Origin of the sequence: Amycolatopsis sp. DG1A-15b (assembly GCF_030285645.1) — a bacterium.
Taxonomy (GTDB): domain Bacteria; phylum Actinomycetota; class Actinomycetes; order Mycobacteriales; family Pseudonocardiaceae; genus Amycolatopsis.
In genome coordinates, this window is the sequence record NZ_CP127296.1 from 3,830,883 (window position 1) to 3,847,508 (window position 16,626).

Here is a 16,626-nt window from a genome sequence, read left to right on the forward strand (position 1 = left end):
AATTACTGTAGCAGAACTTTTTGCGTGACTGAAGTAGGATGGTCTCGTGACGACGACGGAACCCGGCCGGCCGGCCGGCGAAGGGTTGCGCGAGCGCAAGAAGCGCGCGATGCGCCAGCAGCTGTCCTACGCCGCCGCGCGGATGTTCGTCGAGCACGGCTTCGACGCCGTCCGGGTAGCCGACATCGGCGAGGCGTGCGGAGTTTCCGAGAAGACCGTCTTCAACTACTTCCCGAGCAAAGAAGCGCTGCTCCTGGACCGGCTGGAAGCGACAGCCGACGCGTTGCGCACGCACCTGTCGGACCCGGCGCTCCCCCCGGTCACCGCGATGCTGACGGTGCTCGACCACGAACTGCGTGGCCTCGTCGCGGGTCTTGCCGCCGACCCCGACCGCGCGCTGGCGCAGTACCGGAAGTTCGGCGATCTGATCCGCGACACACCTTCGCTGCGGGCGTACCAGAGCGACACCGCCGACCGGTTCGTCGACATCGCCGCCGAAGTGCTCGCCGCCCGGACCGGACTGCGCCCCGACGACCCCGAACCCCAGATCGTCGCGGCCGCCCTCCTCGGTCTGTGGCGGGTCCAGTTCCGCGCCCTGCGAACCCACCTGCGCCCCGGCCACCCCCTACCGGACGCGATCGACGCCGTGACCCGGGAGGTCCGCCGCGCCGCCCGGCTGGTCGAGCACGGACTGGCCGGCTTCCCCGAGCCCTTGCCGAAGCACGACTGACGCCTCGAAGCACCGGCCGGGGCGACAAGGCGGTGCGACGGCACGCCGCCTTTTGGTCACCCCGAGGGCGACGTCAGCACCCGGGCCGCCTGGGCGGTGAGATCGTCGAGTGCGCCGACCGCTTCCGCCAGTTCGCACCCGATCTCCAACTGGGCACGTGGCCGGAAGCACCGCTCGCCGCCCGGATCGACGGGATGGCGAACCTCGTGACGGCAGATCGCTCTCTCTGGTTTCGGCGTCGCGCAGGTCGCCGAGCGGGCCGGGGTGGAGGCCCGGAGCCGCCGAGGCGAGATTCCCGGCGACCGTGGCCGCCAGGCGTCGCGCCGCGCGAGCCCCCACGGCTTCCGCCTGCGCCAAGCCCAGCCGCCGCACCACGATCAACGCAGCGGAACTCCGAACAACGCCGCCGCCAACGACGAGAACACGTTGGTGATGAACGGCTTGCTCGCCCAGAACCCGGCCTGACCCCCCAACCCAACCCGAGCAGCACGACGCCGACACCCCACAGCGCCGGCCACGACTCCGACGGCAAGGCCGTTGCGCCCCGGACGGCCACCCGCCACATTAAGCACACAGATCGGTGTATATAACAGGGCGACCGGTTCCGGACGCCCGGCCGGAGGAGTGCTCGATGTCGGCGAACGACCCCGCCCGAGGAGACTCGCGATGAAGCTCGGTTTTGTACCTGGCCCACGGGCCGCAGATGGCCCGCTCCCTCGATCCGGTCCTGCTGTGGACCGTCGCGGCCGCGGCGACCAGCCGGATCCGCCTGAACGCCAGCACGCTCAGCACGTTCTACTACGAGCCGCCGCACCTGGCCCGGCTGCTGACCACGCTCGACGTGCTCAGCGACGGCCGCCTCGGCGTGGGTGTGGGACTGGGGTGGATGAAGCAGGAGTACGACGTCGCCCGCAGCGCCGACTGGCGCCGGCGCGGCAAGATGCTCGATGACACGCTGGCGTTCCTGCACGCGTGGTGGACGACCGACCCCGTGTCGTGGGACAGCGAGTTCTTCACCTTGCCCCCGGTCCACGCCGGCCTGCGGCCGATCCAGCCGGGCGGCCCGCCCATCTGGATCGGCGGTGCCAGCGAGGCCGCGATGCGCCGGGTCGGCCGCAGCGGGGTCGGCTGGCTCGGGGTCGAGGGACCGGCACCCGCCGCGTCGGCCGGCAGCCGCGACGAGGGCGCCGATCACCTCTGGTCGATCGCCCGCCGAGCGGCGGAGGACGCCGGCCGCGACCCCGACGCACTGAAGACGGCCATGCGGATCAACCTCGAACCGGGCACTTCCGCCGGCTCACTCGCGGACAAGCTGCGGCGGTACGCCGAGTCCGGTGTCGACGAGGCGTACTTCGACCCCTTCGTGGTTTTCACCGGCCTTGACGAGATGCTCGACTTCGCCGGCCAGGTGATCGCGCGGACCGGCCGGGGGTGACCGGCGTCGACCGCGGGCCGCGCCACCGCACGGCCGATGTTGCCGCTTCCGATGCATCCCACTGCCGTCATGTTTTCCGCTTTCTCCAGCAGTGTCGGCCGGGCTCGTGGTGAACCGCCCCTTCAGCCGGCCGGAAAGTAATGGCCGTTGTCCAGATCGGCGAACAGGCCGGGCTGAACGGGTTTCCAGCCGAGAGTCCGGCGGGTGATGAGGCTGGACACCGGGAGGTCGAGCGTGACCACGGCCGTGAGGAACCCGAAGTATCCCGGCAGCACCAGCTCGTCCGCGGGAATGCTCACGGCGGGCACGCCGAGACGGCGGCCGATGGCCTCCGCGATCTCGCGGAACGGGATGCCCTCGCCCTCGACCGCGTGCCAGGCCCGGCCGGCCGGGCCCTTTTCCAGCGCCAGGCGGAACACGGCGGCGGCATCGCGGGCGTGCACGGTGTTCCACCGGTTCGCGCCGTCCCCGGGGTAGCCGGCGAAACCCTTCTCCTTCGCCACGGCGATCAACGTGGTGAGGAAGCCCGCATCGGTCGTGCTGTGCATGATGGTGGGCAGCCGCACGACCGAAGAGCGCACGCCCCGCTCGGCGAGGCCGGCCACGGCGGTTTCCACGACGTTGCGAGCCCGCAGGGTGCCCCGGTGCTCGTCGCCGGCGGGCAGCGCCGGGTCCTCCTCGGTGGCCGGCCGGTCCAGGTTCCGCCCGTTCCCGGGCGAGCCGATGCTCCCGGCCGCGACCAACGGCTTCCCCGTTCCCGCGAGGGCGTCGCCGTAGGCGTGCACGATCGGGAGTTCCGCGGCGGCCACGGCGTCCATCCCGCCGGCCGGAAGCAGGTCCTGCCGGTGCGCGACGTGGATGACGCCGTCGGAGTCGGCGGCCGCCTCCCTGAGCCCGTCGAGGTCCTCCAGGCTGCCGCGACGCACCTTCGCACCGAGTGCGGCCAACTCCGCCGCGGAGGCGTCCGACCGGGCCAGGCCGGTGACCTCGTGCCCGGCGGCGATGAGCTCGGGGACGAGGTGCGAGCCGGCGTGGCCGGTCCCGCCGGTGACGAAAACGCGCATGCTGCTGATGCTCCTTGTCAAACGGTTGTGCTGGTGCGGGACGCTCAGTCGAGGACGGTGACGCCGAGCGCGACGTCGAATCCCGCGCCGCTGCGGGCCAGGCCCATCAGCAGCAGGCCGGCACCCTCCAGCCAGTGCGCCATCGCCAGGCCACCGACATCCAGCGGGCGCAGCCCGAGGCTCTCGATGAACGCCGACACGCTCGCCTTGGCGCCCGCGTCGTCGCCGGCGACGAGCACGTCGAGCGGGCCACCCCGGGTCAGGACGTGCCCGAAGACGGTGTTGAACGCCTTGACCACGTGCGCGCTCGCCGGGGCGGCCTTGGCGATCTCCTGCGCACCGGAACTGCCCTCGGCGGTGACCAGGACGGTGTCGTCGGGGCCCGCGAACGTGTTGGAGATGTCGATGATGACCTTGCCGGCCAGCGCATCCCCGTACTGAGCGACGACCGGCACGCCGCCGGCGTGCGGCACGGCGAGGATGACGAGGTCGCCGGCGGGTGCGGTGCCGAACGTCCCGGCCGTGGCGCCGCCGCCGAGCGCGGCGGCCAGTTCGCCGGCCTTGGCCGCGTCACGGCCGATGACCTCGACGGTGTTGCCGCCCTCGACCGCGCGGGCCGCGATGGCCCGGGCCATGCCGCCGAGGCCGATGATGCTGATGCTGCTCATGGTGTGCTGCTTTCTGCAGATCGGACCGGACACTCGGTCCCGTCCTGGTGAATCGCCGCATGGTCGACGGCGTCCGACTTCCGAGGCTGCCACCGGCCCGAGTGCGCGTCCAAGACCTCTTTCAGCTGCTGCGATACCCTGAAGGCATCGCCGGACCGGGAGGTTCCATGGATCTGGACCTGCGCAAGCTGCGCTACTTCGTCGCCGTCGCCGACAAGCTCCACTTCGGCCGCGCCGCCGAGGAACTGCACATCGCCCAGCCGGTGCTCAGCCGGCAGATCCGCGCACTGGAACGGGATCTCGGCGCCGCGCTGCTGACCAGGGACAGCCACGGCGTCACGCTGACCGACGCCGGACGGCAACTGCTGGCCGACGCCGGCCCGCTGCTCGCCTCCGCCCATGCGGCCCGCCGCCGGGTGACCGTGGCCGCGCGAGGCAGCCGGCGGCTGATGGTCGGCTTCCGGGCGGGCATCCCGACCGCTCCGGCGGTGAACCTGTTCGCCGCTCGCCACCCGGACGTTCTCGTCGACGTGCAACGGATCGAAAGCGACGACCAGGCCCCGATGCTGCTCGACGGCCGCATCGACATCGGTTACGTGCGGCTGCCCATCGACGAAGCCGGCTTGCGCGTGGCCCCGCTCTACACCGAACCACGGGTGGCGGTTTTGCCCGCCGGTCACCGGCTGGCCGGCAAGGAGGAAGTCACCGAGGCCGATCTGGCCGGCGAGCCGCTGATCTGGCACGCCGATCCCAGCACCCAGCCCACCGGACGCCCGCACCCCAACGCCGGGTACCTGGCGCGCGGGGTGGACGAAACGCTCGAGCACGTCGCGGCCGGCCGGGGCATCTCGTTCCTGGCCCGTTCGGCGACCGTGTTCTATTCACACCCGGAAATCAGCTACGTACCCATCCCGGATCTGGCCCCCGAACAGGTGTGTCTCGCGGTGGCGGAATCGCGCGTCTCGACCATGGTCGACGATTTCTTCACGGCCGCTCAAACGGCGGCTGGAACCACCGCAGAATGCGGGAACTACGAGATGTGGCAGCGCGGGGGCAATTCCATCTCGTGAGCGGAATCCTCAGCGGCGCCGAGGCGCGGCTGAGCGGGGTGGGGTCGAGCGCATGTGGTCGCGCACCGGAGCGAGCAGGGCGGCGAGGGTTTTGACGTTGTCGTGGGAGAGCGGTTCGAAGAGCAGGCCGCTGACCACCTCGATGTGCCCGGGCAGCACCTGCGCGAGCCGCGCCCGGCCGGCGTCGGTGATGGTGACCGTGACGCTTCGCTCGTCGTCCGGGGACGGGGTACGCACCACCAGACCGGCTTTCTCGAGCAGGCCGGCCTGGTAGGTCAGGCCGCTGCGGCTGTAGACGACGCCGTCGGCCAGGTCGGTCATGCGGTGGCTGCCCGTCGGCGAATCCCCGAGGCGGGCCAGCAGCTGGAACTGCACATAACTGAGCTCACCGGCTTCGCGCAGCTGCTGCTCGACCGCGTGCCGCAGCAGGCTGGTCACCTCGATGAGGTCGAAGTAGGCGCCCAGCTGCACGGGGTCCAGCGACGGCGGCGAATCCGGCATGGCTCCCAGCCTACTGCTTCGAACTCGAAGGTGTGCTGTGCCGTCCCGGCGAACAGGCCGCCGGGATCGTCCACAGTCTCTTCAAGGTTCAGATCGACTTGAGGACCCGGACACGGTCGGCGATGGCGCGCCGCGCGACGTCGGAGCCGAAGGCGATGGAGTCGAACTCGTGCGGGGCGCCGGGGTGCAGGTGGAATTCCACCTCCACCCCGGCTTGGCTGAGTTTGGTGGCGTAGGCGGTGTCTTCGTCGCGGAAGACGTCGAGCTGACCGACTTCGATGTACGCCGCCGGGAGACCGGTCGCGTCTTCGAGCCGGGCCGGGGCCGCGGTGGCCGGGACGTCGGGGCCGCCGGCGGTGTCGCCGAGCAGGGCCGGCCAGGCGGTGCGGCTGTCGTCGTAGGACCACAGCACGAAGGGCGCGATGTGCGGGTCGGGAGCGGGGATGCGGTCGTCGAGCATCGGCATGAGCAGGATCTGGCGGGCAATCTTCGGGCCGCCGCGGTCGCGGGTGAGGATCGTCAGTGCGGCAGCCAGGCCGCCGCCGGCGCTGTCACCCATCACGCCGATCCGCTCGCGATCGACGCCCAGTTCGGCGGCGTGCTCGTGCAGCCAGCGCAGCGCGGCGTAGGCGTCTTCGAGCGGAGTGGGAAAAGGGTGTTCGGGGGCGCGGCGGTACTCCACCGACAGCATCGGCACGCCGCTGGCCGAGACGTAGCGGCTGACCGGCCCGTCGAACAGATCGATGTGGCCGAAGATGTACCCGCCACCGTGGAAGAACAGCACCGCCGGACCGGGTGCCGCTCCTTCTTTGGTGTACCAGCGCATCGTGATCCGCGCGCCGTCGTCGGCGGTCGCGTGGTGCTCGCTGGTCTTGACGTCGGCCGGGATCGGCTGGGCCGTTCCCGCGGCGCCGATGATCGGCTCCCACAGGGCACGGCGGCCCGCGATGTCCCCCACCGCCGGTGGCGTCGCGCCGGCCATCGGGGCCAGCGCCTCGGCGATTTCAGGATCGAAGTTCAGAGACACGGTTTCTGCCTTCCGGAGTCAGGCGGCGGACGGGACGACGACGACCTTGCCGTGCACGGCGCCTTCGGCGGCGCGGGCGTGCAGCACCGGCAGCGCGTCCAGCGCGACCCGCTCGGCGACGTCGACGCGCAGCTCGCCGCGGTCGACCAGCGCGACCAGCTTCGCCAGCTGGTCGGCGTCGCTGCGGACGAACAGGTCGATGCCGCGCACGCCGCGCTCTTCGTCGGAGGGCGCGGGCATCCAGACCGTGGTGTTCACCAGGACCCCGCCGGGACGGACCAGGGTGACCAGCGCGGCCAGGCCGGCCGGGTCGACCGCGGCGAGGTTGAGCGCCAGGTCGACGGGTTCGGTCACGGCGTCGGCCACCGCGGTGGTGGTGTGGTCGACGATCTCGTCCGCACCGGCCGCCTTGACCGCGTCGCCGCTGCGCGGGCTGGCCGTGGCGATGACGTAGGCACCGGCGTTCTTGGCCAGCTGCACGGCGTAGCCGCCGACCGCGCCACCGGCACCGTTGATCAGCACCCGCTGCCCGGCGGTCAGCTTCCCGTGGTCGAACAACGCTTGATAGGCGGTGAGACCCACCAGCGGCAACGCCGCGGCGTCGGCCAGCGGGACGCTCTTCGGGGCCGCCGCGAGGATTTCGACGGGGGCGAGGGCGTACTCCGCGGCGGCGCCGGGCTTGTCCATCGGCAGGAAGCCGACGACCTGGTCCCCGACCGCGAGACCGTCCAGTCCCTCGCCGAGCGCGTCGACCGTGCCGGCGACGTCGAGGCCGGGGGTGTGGGGCAGCTCGACCGGGATGGGCCCCTGCATGAAGCCGCCGCGGATGTTGCCGTCGACGGAGTTGAACGACGTCGCGGCCACCCGGACCAGGACCTGCCCGGCCGCGGGAACCGGCTGCGCCACGTCCTCGTAACGCAGGACGTCGGGGGCGCCGTACTCGTGGAAACGCACTGCCTTCATCGGAGTCTCGCTTTCGCCGAGGGTAAATCTGCTTCGAACTTGAAGCAACTATGATCACACTACTGCTGCTTCGAATTCGAAGCAAGTGAGCTGGGTCACTGCGCCCGCGAGACCGGCACCGCGGCGAGCTCGGCGGCAGCCGCGGTGATCCACATGGAGCCAGGATCGTGGCCGCGGGCCCGGTCAGCCTGGGCCAACTTGGCCCACCCGGCAGGGGTTCTCTCGCTCAGCTCGGGCCGGGGTAACTTGACGGGATGGAAGTCCGGTGGCGGCCTCGAGGAACCGGGCACCGTGATCGCCGCCGGGGCCGATCGCCGACATCGACGGGCGGATCGGCCGTTGGCCCGTGGGTGCCCCAAGTCCTCCTGCTCGGCAGTCAGCCGCCCCGCGAACGGTGTGCTTCCGCCGGCGATCCGGATCCGATGAGCACGGGCCCGGGCGCGCCCGGCATCGGGTAGGCGTCTCAGTCCAGGTTCAGCTCCCCGAACAGGGGGTGATCGACGCGCATCCGGCCGCGGGTCGTGTCCTCGACGTCGTGGCGGGCCCACAGCGTCGCGAACTCCGCACTGCGCACCGCCAGCTCCACCGCACGCGGGTGGCCCGGCTCGGCGGCGACCTGCGCCCGCAACATCGCGGTCAGCTCGGCGACCGTGGCCGCCCGCTCCGGGCACGCCTGGCCGGCCTCCGGGTGCAGCCAACAACGCCAGCAGGTTCCGCTCGGCCCGGGGCACCTCGGTGAACGCGCCCAGCAGCGCACCGGCCGGCGGATTCCACGCCAGCACGTCCAGGAACCGCCCGACGACCAGCGCCGGTGAGGACGTCGCGCGCAGCAACCGCATCGTGGTTTCCGGCACCTCCTCCGGCGGGTACGAGCGGGCAGGCCGGGCCGGGGTGCGCGCGGCGGCCGCGAGGCTGTGCAGGTGCCGGGCCTCCTCGGCGGAGAAGTTCAGCGCCCCGGCGATGGCGTCGAGGACCTCGTCGGAGGGCCGCACGTCGCGGCCCTGCTCCATGCGCTGGTAGTAGGCCGAGCTCACCCCGGCCAGCAGGGCCAGCTCCTCGCGGCGCAGTCCGGCGACGCGCCGCCGCGGGCCCGGCTCCAGACCGACGTCCTGCGGCCGCACCCGGGTCCGCAGGAACTCGGCCAGCGCGCGGCGGGGGTCCTCGGACCGCAGCAGGGCGCTCGCCCGCTCCAGCCCGTAGCGCCGCACGGCGACCAGGTCGCCCTCGAAGCGGAAGAGGTCCTCGGCGGTGCCCGACGGTGTGGCCGCCGCGGTCCGTCGGCCTCCGCGGGGCCCTGAACTGCGTGGACGGCCGGATCTCGCCGTCCACGACGTACTCGGGATGCATGCGGCGTGCCACCTCGACCACACCGACGCCGGTGATCCTGGTGTCGTAGGGACAGATCATCCAGATCCGGGTACCGGGTGCAGCGCGTCGGCCAGCTGCGACGGCCGCCGGCGTGCCGATCCAGCAGTTCGTCGCCAGGACGGACGCCATGGTCGCCGCGCTGCATTACGCGGTCGCCTTTCCCGAGGGCTGTGTGCTCGCTCTGCACCTGGCCGTCCGGCGGGGCTCGCTGGACGGCTCAGCCTGGCAACGCATGGCCGGAACCGACCTCGTCCTCGAGACCCCCGAGGACGGCTTGAAGTTCGGCGTCCGCTTCCCCGACGGCTCGAAGGTCACGCCCGTCGAACACGCCATCCCCGGCTGGGCCCGTCCCTCCGGCACGCCGGACCGCCCCTGCTCGCCGGGGTCGGCGCCGACTCCTCCGGCAACGACCGGTACTACGATCGTCATCAGCAGCTCTGGCTCCGGCCGCTGCCGCCGCCGGGCCCCTTCGAATTCGTCCTCGAGTGGCCGAGCATGGGCCTCGATCCGACCGCCACCACACTCGACGGAAACGCCATCGTTCGCGCGGCGGATCACGCCGTTCCCTTCTGGGCCTGACTACGCGGGCTTCACCGATCGTCCTTCGCGACCGACGCGATCGCCATCGCCGCGATCCCGCCCACGATCGCGTAAACGATCGATCGCCTGAACTCGGCCAGGTCCGGTTCCGGCTTCAGCCGCCCGAGGTTGCTGATGACGCCCAGTGCCGAGAGGCTCACGACCACCAATGCGATCGAGATGTCCAAGTTCGGCGCGCCGTCGTTCTGCAGGTGGACGTGCAGCCACGCCGCCATCGCGTCCGGGTACCAGGAGTACGCGTCGAGGATGTTGCCGATGAGCATGAGCATCGCGAGCGCCGACCCCACGGCGATCGCCCCCATGACGACGCCCCGGCGTCCGCTGCCGGCGATCACCGTGCTCCGGAGCTGATCGACGAACAACTGCCCCACCGTCGCGACAGCCAGCCCCACGAGCAGCAGACCCACCACCGTGGCCACGGTGGCCCAGAAGCTCTCCGGGATCAGCCGCAGGAGCAGGCCGAGCCCGCCGAACACCACCACCGCCCCGGCGAGCAGCCCCAACCCGATCAGCGCCGGCTTCACCCACTGCTTCGCGGCCCGGCGCCACAGCACGAGCACGCCGACGACGATGATCGCCGGGACAACGCTCCACCAGCTCGTGAAGACGAAGTGCAGGAAATTCAGGACGGCGTGCGCGAGGTCGCCGAAGAAACCGAACACGGCGGCGAACACGAAGACCACGAACGCGCCGACGTGGAAGACCACGAATCCGACGTAGCCGAGCAGGTGCGGCAGCGCCGCGGTGCCGGCCGTGACCACCACGCCGATCAAGAACAGGCCGGGCTTCCAGTGCCGGAGGGAGATCAGCAGCAGCGCACCCAGGTACGCCAGTAGCGCGTAGCCCAGCCAGACCAGCAGGTCGGGCAGGCCCGCCAGCGTCGTGTCGAGCCACTTGCTCGCACCCGCCGGCTCGGCGAGCCATGCCCAGTCTTCACTGCGCGACAGCGCGTCTGTGCGCTTCGGCAGGCTCGCAACCAGGAAGACCGCCCCGACGGCCAGCGCGAACACCAGCCGTCCGAGGTGCTTGCCCAGTTGCCGGCTGCGAGTGGCCGACGGTGCGGCGGCGTAAACCATGCTCCCCGAGTCGCACCGGGAAAGCGGCCTGTTACGGCACCTTGGAAAGCCACGGGAAACGGCGCAGCCGCAATGCTTCCCCTTTCGATCCTGCGGTCAGGCCCTGGGCGCCAAGAGTTCGGCGAGCAGTTCACGCACCCGGCGGTCGATCTCGTCGCGGATCGGCCGCACCGCTTCGACGTCCTGGCCCGCGGGGTCCTCGAGCTGCCAGTCGAGGTACCGCTTGCCGGGGAAGATCGGGCAAGCGTCGCCGCAGCCCATCGTGATGACGACGTCGGAGGCCTCGACCGCGTCCGTCGTCAGCTTCTTCGGGACTTCGCGGGAGAGGTCGAGCCCGATCTCGGCCATCGCCTCGCGGACCGCGGGATTGATGCTGCCGGCCGGCGCGGAGCCGGCCGACCGGACCGCGACCGCACCGTGGGCGTGGTGAGCCAGCAGGGCGGCGGCCATCTGCGACCGGCCCGCGTTGTGTACGCAGACGAAGAGGACTTCAGGCTTGCCGGTCATGGGCGCTTTCTCCGTCGACTGAGGTATGGGCAGGGATGGCGAGTCCGAAGTTGCTGCCCGCGGCGGTGAACGCGAGCGTCGTCGGCCACAGCAGCTTGTCCATGGTGGACAGGCGCGGTGCCGTCCCGGTGCCGACGGCGGTCACGCCGTGACTGCTTCGCCGGTGGTGGTGAGCACCGCCGACAGCCGCGCCAACACCTCCGGGTGGACGCGGTAGTAGATCCAGGTGCCGCGCCGGTCGCCGGTGATCAGCCCGGACTCGCGCAGCACCTTGAGGTGGTGGGAGATGGTCGGGCCGGTCAGGTCGAAGGCGTCGGTCAGGTCGCACACGCACGCCTCGCCGCCCGCGTGGGACGCGATCAGCGACAGCAGCCGCAGCCGGACCGGGTCCGCCATCGCCTTGAAAAGGTGCGACAGCTCGACCGCCTGGTCCTGCGTCAGCGGCTCCCGGGCCAAGGGCGCGCAGCAGGCGTCCATCGCGACGAGCGGCAGTTGCTTCGACATACCTCTATATTGACAGATTTCAATATAGACGGCAATCTAAGCTCGCCTAGTTAGACAACCATCTATCCAAGGAGCGGCAAGGATGTCCAGAGTGCAACTGGCACTGCGGGTCGGCGACCTCGAAGGCTCGATCGACTTCTACTCGAAGCTGTTCGGCACCGAACCGGCCAAGCTCAGGCCGGGCTACGCGAACTTCGCGGTCGAGGAGCCGGCGCTGAAGCTGGTGCTGTTGGAGGGCGAGCCCGGCCAGGAGACGGTGATGGACCACCTCGGCGTGGAGGTCGAGTCGACCGAGCAGGTCAACGCGGCGACCCAGCGGCTCACCGGCGAAGGTCTCGAGACGCTCACCGAGGACGACACCACCTGCTGCTACGCGGTACAGGACAAGGTGTGGGTCCACGGGCCGGGCAAGGAGCCATGGGAGGTCTACACGGTCAAGGGCGACTCGACGACGTACGGCAGCGACAGCGCCGCGCTGGTCACCCCCGCGACATGCTGCACGCCGGACGCCGAAGCCAGCGAAGTCGCCAAGCCGGAGGGTTGCTGCAACTGAGGACGGACGCCGGTGCGCAATCGAGGGGCGCACCGGCTCCACTCCCCTAGATACCGACGCGCGTGCTCCGACGTTCGATCATGACGACGTCACGCCAGACACCGTGGTGCCGGCCGACGCGTTCGCGGACCCCGATCTCCCGGAACCCGGCCCGTCGGTGCAGTTCCCGGCTGGCGGCGTTCTCGGGGAACACACCGCTCTGGATCGTCCAGATGCCGGCACTCTCGGTCGAGGCGATCAACGCCGCCAGCAGGGCTCGCCCGGCTCCTCGGCCCTGCGCCTCGGGATCGACGTAGACGCTGTGCTCGACGACGCCTTCGTAGACGCACCGCGAGGACACGGCGGTGACCGCGGCCCAGCCGATGACCCGCCCAGCCGGATCGAGGGCGACCAGCCGATGCTCGGGAAGACGGGCAGCATCCCACGTCTCCCAGTCGGGCGCGGTGGTCTCGAAACTCGCCTGCCCGGTGTCGAGCCCGGCCTGGTGGATCGCCAGGACCTGCTCCGCGTGCTCGGCCGTCATCGCCACGACCTGGACCGGCTTGGTGGCGCGGATGATCGCGGAGTGGAGCTTGTCGCCGACCTCGTGGGTCAACTCGATCTCGACGCAGACGAGGCCGGCTTCGCGCAACAGCGTCCGGTAGCGCCCGGCCGTGAGCGCGCCGCCGAGACACTCGACCGCACCGGCGCGGGCGGCGCGTTCAGCGTCGGTGAGGGTGTCGTCGGCCAGGATGTCGGTGATGCCGAGGCGGCCGCCGGCACGCAGAACGCGGGCGATGCCGGCGAAGACGGCGGGCTTGTCGGGCGAGAGCGCGATGACGCAGTTGGAGATGACGACGTCGACCGACGCATCCGGCAGCGGGATCTGCTCGATGGTGCCCTTGCGGAACTCGGCGTTGGTGACGCCGGCCTGCTCGGCGTGCCGGCGGGCGAGGGTGAGCATGTCGTCGGTCATGTCCAGGCCGATCGCCCGCCCGGCCGGCCCGACGCGGCGAGCCGAGAGCAGGACGTCCAGCCCGCCACCGGAGCCGAGGTCGAGCACGGTCTCCCCGGGCTTCAGCTCGGCGACGGCAAGCGGGTTCCCGCAGCCGAGACTGGTCGCCGTCACCTCGACCGGAAGCTCCACCCCCACGTAGTGGACGGCACCGAGCCGGTCGGCATCCTGATCGCCGGTGAGCAGGCCGGTCCCCTCGCCGGCCAGAGCCCGCCGCGCGGCGGTGGCGTAGCGATCGCGGACGGCGTCACGGTCGGGGTTCATCGGACCTCCTCACCGGCCGTCTCGGCGAACGACCGGACACCACGGCCCATGACGACGTCCGCGGCGCTCGGGAAGCAGGACACGCAGTCTTCGTTGACCCGGTAGAGCCGAGCGGTCCCCCGCGGCTCGGCCAGCACGAACCCGGTGTCGGCCAGAACTTTGAGGTGTGCGGAGACGGTGGACTGGCCCACGCTGACCTGCTCGACGATCTCCCCCACCGTCATCGGCACGCCGGACTCGGCGAGCAGGTTGAGGATCTGCACCCGCGTCGGATCGGCGAGCGTGCGAAACCACCCGGCGTAGGTCTTGGCGGTATCGCGGTCCAGCACGGCGGCCTCCTCCATCGTCAATCGACGATAGACGATGAACGCGGTTCAGGAAAGCGGCGCGCGGTCGTAGGACCGATCCGGCACCGGAAGTCCTTGCGGCTGCGCGAAAGCGCGCAGGAACGTGTCGACGATGACGTCCGCGGCCTGCGCGTCGCTCAGGCCGGGCAGTTCCGCCGTGGCCAGGTGCAGCAGCTGCCCGAGCACGTGGCCCGGCCAGCGGGCGGGCGATCCGGGGCGGAGAAGACCTTCGTCGGTCGCGCGCCGGAGGAACGATTCCACCTCGTCGACCGAACGCCGGCGCCGCGCCCAGAGCTCCGGGTCCAGGCGCATCTTGCCGACCTCGGCCGGCCACGTGCGGTTCACTCCGACGATCTCTTCGACGAACCGGTGCAGGGCCACCGGCACCGGCGCTTCCCGGAGCCGGGCGACCTCGATCGCCGCCTCGATCGCGCCCAGCCGGGCCTGGTGAATCGCCGTCAGCAGCTCGTCGCGGCCCGCGAACCGGCGGTACACGGTCCGGCGGTCGACTCCGGCCGCCGCCGCGATCGCCCCGATGCTCGCAGTGGGGTCTTCGGCGAGCATGCGGGCGCCCGTCTTCAGCAGCAGTTCGATGTTGCGCGCGGCGTCGGCTCTCACCCGCTCAACCTACTCCGCACTGTGACACTTGGATCGATAACTGCGGCGGCCGTTCACCGTTCGCCGAGGGGGAAGTCGGCCGAGCGGCTGACCTCGGCCCACCGCTCGGTTTCGGCCGCCCGGTCCTCGCCGGCCTTCAGGGCGAGCGCGACGGCGTCGCTGCCGAGGAGGAGCCGCCGGGGCGGGTTGTCCGCGCCGACCACGTCGACGACGGCCTTCGCGCCGCGGACCGGATCGCCCGGCTGCCGGCCGTCGTGCTCGTCGCGGTAGCGGTGGATGGCACCGATCGTCTCCTCGTAGTCGGGACCCACGGCGTGCCGGGTCATCGAGGAGCCCTGCCAGTCGGTCCGGAACGCCCCGGGCTCGACGATGATCACCCGCACGCCGAAGGGCGCCACCTCGTTCGCGAGGACCTCGGAGAAGCCTTCGACCGCGAACTTCGCGGTCTGGTAGGCACCCAGCCCGGGCGTCCCGCCGACGCGCCCGCCGACGGAGGAGAACTGCACGAAGGTCCCGGAACGCTGCGCCCGGAAGACGGGCAGCGCGGCCCGCGTGACGTTCACGACGCCGAAGAGGTTGGTCTCGACCTGGGCGCGGAAGTCGTCCTCGGCCATCTCCTCGATCGGCGCGCTGTTCGCGTAGCCGGCGTTGTTGACGACCACGTCGAGGCGGCCGAAGGCAGCGGTGGCCTCCTTCACTGCGTCGACCGCCGCACCGGCGTCGGTGACGTCGAGAGCGAACGGGCGGACCCGCTCGCCGTACCGGGTCACCAGGCCCTCGAGCTGCCCGGGCCGGCGTGCCGTGGCGAGGACGGAGTCGCCCGCTTCCAGCACGGCCTCGGTGAGACTGCGCCCGAACCCGCGGGACGCTCCGGTGATCAACCAGGTCCTACTCATGACAGAGCTCCTTCTTTGTCTAATTGCCTCGTCACTGTAGCGTTTAACCGCACGACAGACACATCTCATGTCAAGGTGTGACGGGTACGACATCGAGGAGCGGAGACCCTCGGCGCACCCCGCCGATTAAGACAGGTGCCTTGATTAAGTCACCTGTCTTACCCAGGCTGCGGTGATGCCCGACGACAGAGCGCACGTGAGTGGCGGCAACGATCCGGCGCCGGTCCTGGAGGGACTGCCGCCGTACCCGTTTCCGAATCCCACGGCGCTGGAACCGCCGCCGGAGTGGGCGCGGCTGCGGTCGCAGTGCCCGGTGGCCCGCATCGAACTGGCCAGTGGCGACGAAGCCCTGCTGCTGACCCGCTACGACGACGTGCGGGCGATGCTGTCGGACCCGCGGTTCACCCGCCAGCTCGATGCCGACGACGCCTCCCGGGTCTCCGACAGCGACGACGGCGGCGTGTTCAGCCGCTCCTCGGCACCGACCGCCGGGGAGGCGGAGGAGCCGGTCGCGTCGATGCTCGGCGGTCCCGGGCACCGGCGTTGGCGGCGGCTGGTCGGGAAAGCGTTCACCGTCAAGCGGGTACAGGCGTTGCGCCCGGGGATGGCGCAGCTGGCCGAACAGCTGGTCACGGAGATGGTCGAGGCCGGCGCGCCCGCCGACATCGGCCCCGCGCTGGGGTTCCCGCTGCCGGTGTTCGTGATCTGCGACCTGCTCGGGGTGCCGCGCGACGACCGGGACCGGTTCGCGCGCTGGTCCGACACCATGCTCAACATGACCCGGTTCACCCAGGGCGAAATCGACCGGTCGGGCCGCGAATTCTTCGAGTACATGACGGAACTGGTCGCCACCAAGCGGTCCGCGCCCGGTGACGACCTCCTGAGCGACCTCGCACCGAGATGACCGCGACCGAGCTGGTCATGACCGGGCAGGGCCTGCTCATCGCCGGCCACGAGACCACCGCCAACATGATCGGCAAGCTGGTCGCGATGCTGCTGGCGGACCGCGAACACCGGTGGGAGCGGCTGCTGGCCGACCCGTCCCTGGTGCCCACCGCCGTCGAAGAGGCGCTGCGGTTCGACGCCAACCCCGGGTTCGGGATGCCGCGCTACCTCTCGGAAGAGACCGTGGTCGGGGGCACGACCTTGCCGCGCGGCACGACCGTGGTGTGCAGCATGGCCGCCGGCAACCGCGACCCCGACGCGTTCGACGGCGCCGGCGACATGGACATCGCCCGCCGGCCCAACCCGCACCTGGCCTTCGGTGCCGGACCGCATTCGTGCGTGGGCCAGCAGCTCGCACGGGTCGAGCTGCAGACCGTGCTCGAGGTGCTGCTGCGCCGCCTCCCCACCCTGGAGCTCGTCGGGGACGCCGCGGACCTGCGCGCCCGGCAGGGACTGATCGTGGGCGGGATCGACCGGGTACCGGTGCGGTGGTGAC

Annotated in this window: 19 protein-coding genes and 1 pseudogene; 6 read left to right on the top strand and 14 right to left on the bottom strand. The window is 71.2% G+C overall.

Translation table 11 applies throughout. The features are described from left to right. Positions 1 to 46: 46 nt before the first annotated feature. Together QRY02_RS17355 and QRY02_RS17360 are read left to right on the top strand one after the other, a co-directional pair. Positions 47 to 730: a TetR family transcriptional regulator gene (locus QRY02_RS17355; RefSeq protein WP_502874210.1), complete on the top strand. Its 684-nt coding sequence runs from the start codon at positions 47 to 49 to the stop codon at positions 728 to 730. A gap of 703 nt (positions 731 to 1,433) precedes the next feature. Further along, the gene (locus QRY02_RS17360; protein ID WP_285992568.1) at positions 1,434 to 2,165 is read left to right on the top strand and encodes an LLM class flavin-dependent oxidoreductase; all 732 of its coding nucleotides are present in this window, start codon (positions 1,434 to 1,436) and stop codon (positions 2,163 to 2,165) included. Positions 2,166 to 2,287: 122 nt separating this feature from the next. Here the strand turns inward: QRY02_RS17360 and QRY02_RS17365 are convergent, their stop codons facing one another. Beyond that, positions 2,288 to 3,229: an SDR family oxidoreductase gene (locus tag QRY02_RS17365; RefSeq protein WP_285992569.1), complete on the bottom strand. Its 942-nt coding sequence runs from the start codon at positions 3,227 to 3,229 to the stop codon at positions 2,288 to 2,290. A 44-nt stretch (positions 3,230 to 3,273) separates the two neighbouring features. Next, the gene (locus tag QRY02_RS17370; protein WP_285992570.1) at positions 3,274 to 3,897 is read right to left on the bottom strand and encodes an NADPH-dependent F420 reductase; all 624 of its coding nucleotides are present in this window, start codon (positions 3,895 to 3,897) and stop codon (positions 3,274 to 3,276) included. Between the two features lie 167 nt (positions 3,898 to 4,064). Here QRY02_RS17370 and QRY02_RS17375 point away from each other — a divergent pair, with 167 nt between their 5' ends. Next, positions 4,065 to 4,967: a LysR family transcriptional regulator gene (locus QRY02_RS17375; protein WP_502874255.1), complete on the top strand. Its 903-nt coding sequence runs from the start codon at positions 4,065 to 4,067 to the stop codon at positions 4,965 to 4,967. A gap of 9 nt (positions 4,968 to 4,976) precedes the next feature. Here the strand turns inward: QRY02_RS17375 and QRY02_RS17380 are convergent, their stop codons facing one another. The 4 genes from QRY02_RS17380 to QRY02_RS48860 form a co-directional block, all read right to left on the bottom strand. Beyond that, complete coding sequence (locus tag QRY02_RS17380) at positions 4,977 to 5,468, bottom strand: MarR family winged helix-turn-helix transcriptional regulator (protein ID WP_285992572.1); 492 nt, start codon at positions 5,466 to 5,468, stop codon at positions 4,977 to 4,979. Between the two features lie 88 nt (positions 5,469 to 5,556). Then, the gene (locus QRY02_RS17385) at positions 5,557 to 6,495 is read right to left on the bottom strand and encodes an alpha/beta hydrolase (protein ID WP_285992573.1); all 939 of its coding nucleotides are present in this window, start codon (positions 6,493 to 6,495) and stop codon (positions 5,557 to 5,559) included. Positions 6,496 to 6,513: 18 nt separating this feature from the next. Beyond that, positions 6,514 to 7,458, bottom strand: a complete 945-nt coding sequence (locus QRY02_RS17390; protein WP_285992574.1) for an NADP-dependent oxidoreductase — start codon at positions 7,456 to 7,458, stop codon at positions 6,514 to 6,516. Between the two features lie 95 nt (positions 7,459 to 7,553). Then, positions 7,554 to 8,492, bottom strand: a complete 939-nt coding sequence (locus QRY02_RS48860) for an MmyB family transcriptional regulator (RefSeq protein ID WP_502874256.1) — start codon at positions 8,490 to 8,492, stop codon at positions 7,554 to 7,556. Here QRY02_RS48860 and QRY02_RS17405 point away from each other — a divergent pair. Beyond that, positions 8,379 to 8,756 carry a hypothetical protein gene (locus tag QRY02_RS17405; RefSeq protein ID WP_285992576.1) on the top strand — a complete coding sequence of 126 codons (378 nt, stop codon included), beginning with the start codon at positions 8,379 to 8,381 and terminating at the stop codon, positions 8,754 to 8,756. The two genes, QRY02_RS48860 and QRY02_RS17405, sit on opposite strands and share 114 nt — an antisense overlap. Before the next feature lie 660 nt (positions 8,757 to 9,416). Here the strand turns inward: QRY02_RS17405 and QRY02_RS17410 are convergent. From QRY02_RS17410 to QRY02_RS17425, 4 genes are all read right to left on the bottom strand, one after another. Next, complete coding sequence (locus QRY02_RS17410) at positions 9,417 to 10,502, bottom strand: hypothetical protein (protein WP_285992577.1); 1,086 nt, start codon at positions 10,500 to 10,502, stop codon at positions 9,417 to 9,419. A 96-nt stretch (positions 10,503 to 10,598) separates the two neighbouring features. Continuing rightward, the gene (locus tag QRY02_RS17415; protein WP_285992578.1) at positions 10,599 to 11,009 is read right to left on the bottom strand and encodes an arsenate reductase ArsC; all 411 of its coding nucleotides are present in this window, start codon (positions 11,007 to 11,009) and stop codon (positions 10,599 to 10,601) included. Then, positions 10,993 to 11,154, bottom strand: a complete 162-nt coding sequence (locus QRY02_RS17420) for a hypothetical protein (RefSeq protein WP_285992579.1) — start codon at positions 11,152 to 11,154, stop codon at positions 10,993 to 10,995. The genes QRY02_RS17415 and QRY02_RS17420 overlap by 17 nt, the downstream gene beginning before the upstream one ends. Further along, a complete protein-coding gene (locus QRY02_RS17425) occupies positions 11,151 to 11,513 on the bottom strand; it encodes an ArsR/SmtB family transcription factor (protein ID WP_285992580.1) in 363 nt (120 codons plus the stop codon). The genes QRY02_RS17420 and QRY02_RS17425 overlap by 4 nt, the downstream gene beginning before the upstream one ends. An 82-nt stretch (positions 11,514 to 11,595) precedes the next feature. On the opposite strand from QRY02_RS17425, the gene QRY02_RS17430 reads away from it, so the two are divergent. Continuing rightward, on the top strand, positions 11,596 to 12,066 hold the full coding sequence (locus QRY02_RS17430) for an ArsI/CadI family heavy metal resistance metalloenzyme (protein ID WP_285992581.1): 471 nt from the start codon (positions 11,596 to 11,598) through the stop codon (positions 12,064 to 12,066). A gap of 46 nt (positions 12,067 to 12,112) precedes the next feature. On the opposite strand, the gene QRY02_RS17435 is transcribed toward QRY02_RS17430, so the two are convergent. From QRY02_RS17435 to QRY02_RS17450, 4 genes are read right to left on the bottom strand one after another with little or no spacing between them, the layout of a single operon-like run. Continuing rightward, entirely contained in the window at positions 12,113 to 13,324 is a 1,212-nt protein-coding gene (locus QRY02_RS17435) for a GNAT family N-acetyltransferase (protein WP_285992582.1), read from the bottom strand. Beyond that, positions 13,321 to 13,653, bottom strand: a complete 333-nt coding sequence (locus QRY02_RS17440) for an ArsR/SmtB family transcription factor (RefSeq protein WP_285992583.1) — start codon at positions 13,651 to 13,653, stop codon at positions 13,321 to 13,323. Before QRY02_RS17440 ends, QRY02_RS17435 begins: the two co-directional genes overlap by 4 nt. A gap of 45 nt (positions 13,654 to 13,698) precedes the next feature. Continuing rightward, entirely contained in the window at positions 13,699 to 14,289 is a 591-nt protein-coding gene (locus QRY02_RS17445) for a TetR family transcriptional regulator (RefSeq protein ID WP_285992584.1), read from the bottom strand. 53 nt (positions 14,290 to 14,342) lie between these two features. After that, complete coding sequence (locus QRY02_RS17450) at positions 14,343 to 15,185, bottom strand: oxidoreductase (RefSeq protein WP_285992585.1); 843 nt, start codon at positions 15,183 to 15,185, stop codon at positions 14,343 to 14,345. Positions 15,186 to 15,360: 175 nt separating this feature from the next. On the opposite strand from QRY02_RS17450, the pseudogene QRY02_RS17455 reads away from it, so the two are divergent. Continuing rightward, positions 15,361 to 16,625, top strand: a pseudogene (locus tag QRY02_RS17455) (cytochrome P450). Position 16,626: the final 1 nt, after the last annotated feature.

Coding starts and splice junctions, on each gene's coding strand:
- QRY02_RS17410 (WP_285992577.1), bottom strand. CDS start 10,502: ATGGTTTACGCCGCCGCACCGTCGGCCACTCGCAGCCGGCAACTGGGC.
- QRY02_RS17425 (WP_285992580.1), bottom strand. CDS start 11,513: ATGTCGAAGCAACTGCCGCTCGTCGCGATGGACGCCTGCTGCGCGCCC.
- QRY02_RS17375 (WP_502874255.1), top strand. CDS start 4,065: ATGGATCTGGACCTGCGCAAGCTGCGCTACTTCGTCGCCGTCGCCGAC.
- QRY02_RS17360 (WP_285992568.1), top strand. CDS start 1,434: ATGGCCCGCTCCCTCGATCCGGTCCTGCTGTGGACCGTCGCGGCCGCG.
- QRY02_RS17365 (WP_285992569.1), bottom strand. CDS start 3,229: ATGCGCGTTTTCGTCACCGGCGGGACCGGCCACGCCGGCTCGCACCTC.
- QRY02_RS17430 (WP_285992581.1), top strand. CDS start 11,596: ATGTCCAGAGTGCAACTGGCACTGCGGGTCGGCGACCTCGAAGGCTCG.
- QRY02_RS17370 (WP_285992570.1), bottom strand. CDS start 3,897: ATGAGCAGCATCAGCATCATCGGCCTCGGCGGCATGGCCCGGGCCATC.
- QRY02_RS17450 (WP_285992585.1), bottom strand. CDS start 15,185: ATGAGTAGGACCTGGTTGATCACCGGAGCGTCCCGCGGGTTCGGGCGC.
- QRY02_RS17435 (WP_285992582.1), bottom strand. CDS start 13,324: ATGAACCCCGACCGTGACGCCGTCCGCGATCGCTACGCCACCGCCGCG.
- QRY02_RS17415 (WP_285992578.1), bottom strand. CDS start 11,009: ATGACCGGCAAGCCTGAAGTCCTCTTCGTCTGCGTACACAACGCGGGC.
- QRY02_RS17390 (WP_285992574.1), bottom strand. CDS start 7,458: ATGAAGGCAGTGCGTTTCCACGAGTACGGCGCCCCCGACGTCCTGCGT.
- QRY02_RS17380 (WP_285992572.1), bottom strand. CDS start 5,468: ATGCCGGATTCGCCGCCGTCGCTGGACCCCGTGCAGCTGGGCGCCTAC.